The organism is Dehalococcoidales bacterium, assembly GCA_030698765.1.
GTDB lineage: Bacteria > Chloroflexota > Dehalococcoidia > Dehalococcoidales > UBA2162 > JAUYMF01.
The window spans coordinates 1-5026 of the sequence record JAUYMF010000183.1; the positions used below are offsets into that span (position 1 = coordinate 1).

Sequence of the window (5026 nt, forward strand, 5' to 3'; positions counted from 1 at the left end):
AAGCGTTTATTTTGCTTACGCAGTAATCTTATTGCTCAATTTATCAATATCCCCGTTTTTGCCTTGACATTTATTGCGCTGCGGTACTATAGTCTAAGGCATTAATGGTGAGGATTGCTATTTCAATTGCTGACCCCGCCAGGGGAAAGCAGTATGCCAACGGATGAGCAGCTCTTTCAGTTTAAGTACCAGCCAGACCCCCTTCCGTGTCTGCAACCCGGAAGTAATCCGGCACAGTAGTAGGGGTAGCTATTAACTAAAAATGTAAAGAAAAGGAATTCTCAATTGGAGGACAAGGGATGAAAAGAAGAATAGTCTGGCCGGTAGTCAGTTTCCTGATGACGTTCTCCCTGGTGCTGGCAGCCTGCGCCCCGGCGGCGCCGACCACGCCGACTTCACCAACCACACCAACCTCACCCAGCACGCCGACAACACCCACAACCCCGACCATTCCCACCACGCCGATCACGCCCGGAGCAGAAACGGTGACGTTGCGCTTGACAAAGAAAGATGGTACGGCGGTGGAAAAGACGGTAGAGAAACCGCAGTATGGCGGCACGGTTAACTTTTTGCTGAACGCAGCGGGACGTATACAGTATTTTGATAATGTTTACACTAATACGCCCAGTCTGTATGCCCATATGCAAACACATGATGACCTGGTTAAGGGAAACTGGGCCATGGGGCGGGCCGGAACTGAAGAGATTGACTGGACTGGACCTCCCGGTGAAAAAATGTATGAGAGCTGGCGGGGCGCTATCGCTGAGAGCTGGGAAATACCTGATGAGGAGACTATCATCTACCATATCCGTAAAGGCGTTCGCTGGCATAATAACCCCAACCTGCCGGAAGCAAGCGCATTACTTGGGGGGAGAGAACTCACCGCTGACGATGTTGTCTTTTCCATTCTGCGAATGTATAACATGGAACCCAACTATCCGTCAGGAGACCTGTATGCCTGGAAAGCCAGAATGGCGCCTTATGAGCACCCGGTGTCAGTAAAGGCGCTGGACAAATGGACGGTGGAGGTCAAACTCCAGCCCGGATATATGGACACGCTGCTGGAAGCGACGGCTGATTTCCAGTTTATACAGGGCCCGGTTGAACTGGTCAAGAAATTCGGAGACGTACGGGATTGGCGGAACCACATCGGCACCGGCCCGTTTATGCTGGCAGACCATATCCCGGGTAGTGTGACCTCTTTCGTTCGGAACCCTAACTACTGGGACAGAGACCCCCTTCATCCCTCTAACCAGATACCCTATGTGGATAATGTCAAGATAATGGAAATCTCAGACAGGTCTACCCGCATGGCAGCCCTGCGCACCGGAAAAATTGACGTTCTGGGTGGTGATAGGTGGGGTTTGAATCTGGAAGATGCCAAGATCCTGCTGAATGGGGAACCCCGGCTGATGTATGACAAGCGTATACACTTCCAACCAAATTGGATAACACTCAGGATAGATAAGCCGGAGTTGCCCTGGTACGATAAAAGGGTGCGACATGCCCTCCAACTGGCGTTTGACAATGAAGCGGTCTTAAAAGATTACTATGGTGGAGAGGGAGCGTTGCTTGCCCATTACAGTAATATCGTAGCAGGATGGATGGATATGTATACTCCGGTTGAAGAGTTACCGGAGTCAAGCCGCAAGCTTTTTGAATACCATCCGGAGGAGGCGAAGAAGCTCCTGGCTGAGGCCGGGTACCCTGATGGTTTCCAAATTAAGGTTCTGGTTTCAGCCGTTGAAACCGAGCAGATTGATATCCTGTCGATATTTGCGGAATACTGGGCTAAGATTGGCGTTGAACTAATACCGGACGTAAGAGAAAGATCAGTATTCGTCTCGGTTTCCAATGGCAAGAAGCACGATCATGCGGTTATCGCCAGTTCGGCCGCTTTCATACCCTTTGCCTTCCAGGTCTTCAATATTACCGATACCCCTAACACAGCTATGGTTGACGATCCTTATATCAATGAAATACGCAAGAGGATTAAGGGTAGCTACGTCCGTAATGAACCTGAGGCCCGCCGAATAATGAAGGAGGAACTGGTGCCATACGTTATTGACCAGTCCTTCCAGATCTACTTTCCGGCACCGGAGGACTACGCTCTCTGGTGGCCGTGGCTAAAGGCTTACCACGGTGAATTTAGTATAGCTTATACTAACTACTGGTCCTGGACTCAATATGTCTGGATTGACCAGGAGCTAAAGAAGTCAATGGGATTCTAGTACCCGGCTTTATAGAAACAATCCTGGATAAGGGAGGCTAGTGGTTTTATCCGTTAGCCTCCCGATGAAAGACACAAGATAACCTTACTACGTGGTGGAGGAGAGATAAACTCTGATACCCCGGGATTTGCCGGGAATTGAAAGGCCGGGTCTTGGGAAAATATCAACCCGGACTTTTCATGGATTTTCCGTTAACCCCTTCTTAAAAGAATTTGACAGAAGCCTGGGACAAAGCTACACTTTAACTAGAAATGTTGTTTAAAGCCAGGCTTGAGACGCGTCTAGACTGGCTGAGGAGGGAGAGAAATGTGGTATGGTTGGGCTGGAGCCACCTTAGAGATTGACCTGTCAAGGGGAAAAATTGAAAAGGTAGTTACCGACCGTCAGTTGACCGAGGACTTTCTCGGGGGCAAAGGGACCAACGCCAAAATCTTGTGGGACAGAGTCCCTCCTGAGGTTGACGCTTTCTCCCCGGATAATCTATTGATAGTCAGTGCCGGTGTCCTCAGCGGCACGCTGGTGCCCGGGGCTAACCGCACTATTATTACCTTCAAATCTCCGGTAATGGGTATCAAGTACTATTGCACCATGGGTGGTTTCTTTGGTCCCCAGCTAAAACAGGCCGGCTATGATACCATAATCTTTTCGGGAAAGTCGCCCGTTCCGGTGTATTTATGGATAGATGATGACCATGTGGAACTGCGTAACGCCAGCCATATCTGGGGCAAGGGTAACCTCGAGACCCGCCAGACTATCCAGGAAGAACTGAAAGACGAGAACATTGAAATCATGTCTATCGGTCTGGCCGGGGAGAACCGGGTAGCGGCGGCCAGTATCGAAGGCAGCTATTCAGTTAGCGCCAGCCGGGGTGGAGGAGGCGTGGTCATGGGGGATAAAAACTTAAAGGCGATAGCCGTCCGTGGTACCGGTGACGTTAATGTTTTTAACGGCGCTCGATTGTTTGAGTTATCGGAGCCGATCCTTGAGCGGTCAATAATCAGAAATGAAGCCAACTGGAAGGAGATGTGGCTGGGTGCCGGGCTGGTAACGGCAAATCCTGGGGCGGTGGGGCATTTCAGCGGTGATGTTTCCCCCGAGGTGCAGCAGAAGGTCAAGGGCTACTCCAAGATGACCAAGGGCTATTACCAGGATACCAAGACCAGGGACGCCGCCTGTTTCAACTGTTCCATGCCCTGTAAACGGGTATTTGCCTTTGAGGGCTACCACGTGGCTGGCAAGTGTCAGTGGAATACCGCCGGCGTCATCAATTCTCAGGTAATGAACCCCCGTTATGGACTGAAGTATTATGCTCTGTGCCAGAAGCATGGATTGGATGACATTTCCCTGTCCCAGTACATCGGTTTTGCCATCGACCTGTACCGTAGAGGTATCCTGACCAGAGAGGATACTGACGGTGTGGAGCTGGAATGGGGGAACCCTGAGATAGTCTATGATTTGATTGAAAAAATTGCCCGGCGGCAGGGAATTGGTGATGTTCTGGCTGACGGTCTCTATCTGGCTGCCCAGCGCATCGGCAGAGGCGCGGAAAACTATACCTATCTTACTAAAAAACTGGAGCCTTTACCCTTTGATGTCAGGGGACTGGCCCACCGGGCGCTGCCCATCGCTACTATCGATAAGGCTGACCGTACCCGGGGTTTAAGCGGGACGTACGGAATGTGGGAACGCCCGCGGGAAGAAAGAGAGGCCTATATCAAGGCTGGCTTTTTCCAGTACCCTGAGGAGTTTAAGCAATACTTCCTCAGTGATTTTGACCCTTCCGGGCAGGATTATGAAGCTATGATTCAGTTCATGTCCTACAATGAGGAAATCCTGGCTCTCACTGATGCTACCGGTTTCTGTTTCTTCTGGACGAACTTCGGAACCTTCCCGCCGATAAATAACCGTCCTTTGATGGCTGAACTGGTCTCGGCTGCTACCGGCATGGATATTGATGAGGCTGGAATGACCGAAATCGCCCAGCGCATCGGCCATCTGGTCCGGGCCTATAACGTGAGGGAGGGAATCCGGCGCAAGGATGACGACATGGCGGACACGTTCTATGAGAAGTCACCTGAGCCGCCGCACCGGCAGATTGACCGGGCTTTATTCAACAAATGGCTTGACCGTTATTATGAACTGAAGGGGTGGGACAATGACGGCATTCCCACCGGAGGGGCATTGCATGAAATAGGGCTGGAGTATGTGCGGCAGGACCTGGAACAAAGAAGGATATTGACACCGCCATCTGGTCGTGTATTGGTAACCTGACCGGCTAGCTTTAAGTCCCTGCTGTGGTATGGAGAGGGCTGGTTTTTAAAAGACAGGAAACCCCCGGTTTTGAGCAAAGGAGGGCTAATGCGCAAGGTACTATTTGTAGACTATGGACCGTGCACCGGCTGTGAGCTATGCGTATTGCACTGTTCCTTCCAGAAAACGCAGACCTTCAGCCGCAGCCACTCGGCGGTAAGGGTGATCAAACAGGAGGAAAAGGGGGTATGCGTCCCCGTAATGTGCCAGCACTGCCTGGAGCCGGAATGCCTGCTGGTCTGTCCGGTAAACGCCATCAGCCGGGATGAAGAGACGGGGATAGTCAGCCATGATACTGAGACCTGTATCAAGGGCTGCAAACTCTGCCTGGAGGTATGCCCTTACGGGGCGCTGTCAGCAGACCCGGTCACCGGCAAGGTATTCGAGTGCAACCAGTGTTTAGGGGAGCCGGTATGCGCGCAGGTCTGTCCCATCGGGATAATACACTATGTGGAGGCGGAGTCTGAGGCGTTAAGTGAGAAGGA

The 5026-nt window shown here is 51.5% G+C and carries 3 protein-coding genes; all 3 read left to right on the top strand.

The genetic code is table 11. From position 1 onward, the window contains the following. Positions 1-299 precede the first annotated feature (299 nt). On the top strand, positions 300-2231 hold the full coding sequence (locus Q8Q07_09245) for an ABC transporter substrate-binding protein (protein ID MDP3880470.1): 1932 nt from the start codon (positions 300-302) through the stop codon (positions 2229-2231). A gap of 306 nt (positions 2232-2537) precedes the next feature. Further along, positions 2538-4502 (top strand): aldehyde ferredoxin oxidoreductase C-terminal domain-containing protein, encoded by a 1965-nt coding sequence (locus Q8Q07_09250; GenBank protein ID MDP3880471.1) that lies wholly within the window; start codon positions 2538-2540, stop codon positions 4500-4502. Between the two features lie 87 nt (positions 4503-4589). Then, on the top strand, positions 4590-5026 hold a 437-nt coding region (locus Q8Q07_09255), incomplete at its 3' end, for a 4Fe-4S dicluster domain-containing protein (protein MDP3880472.1).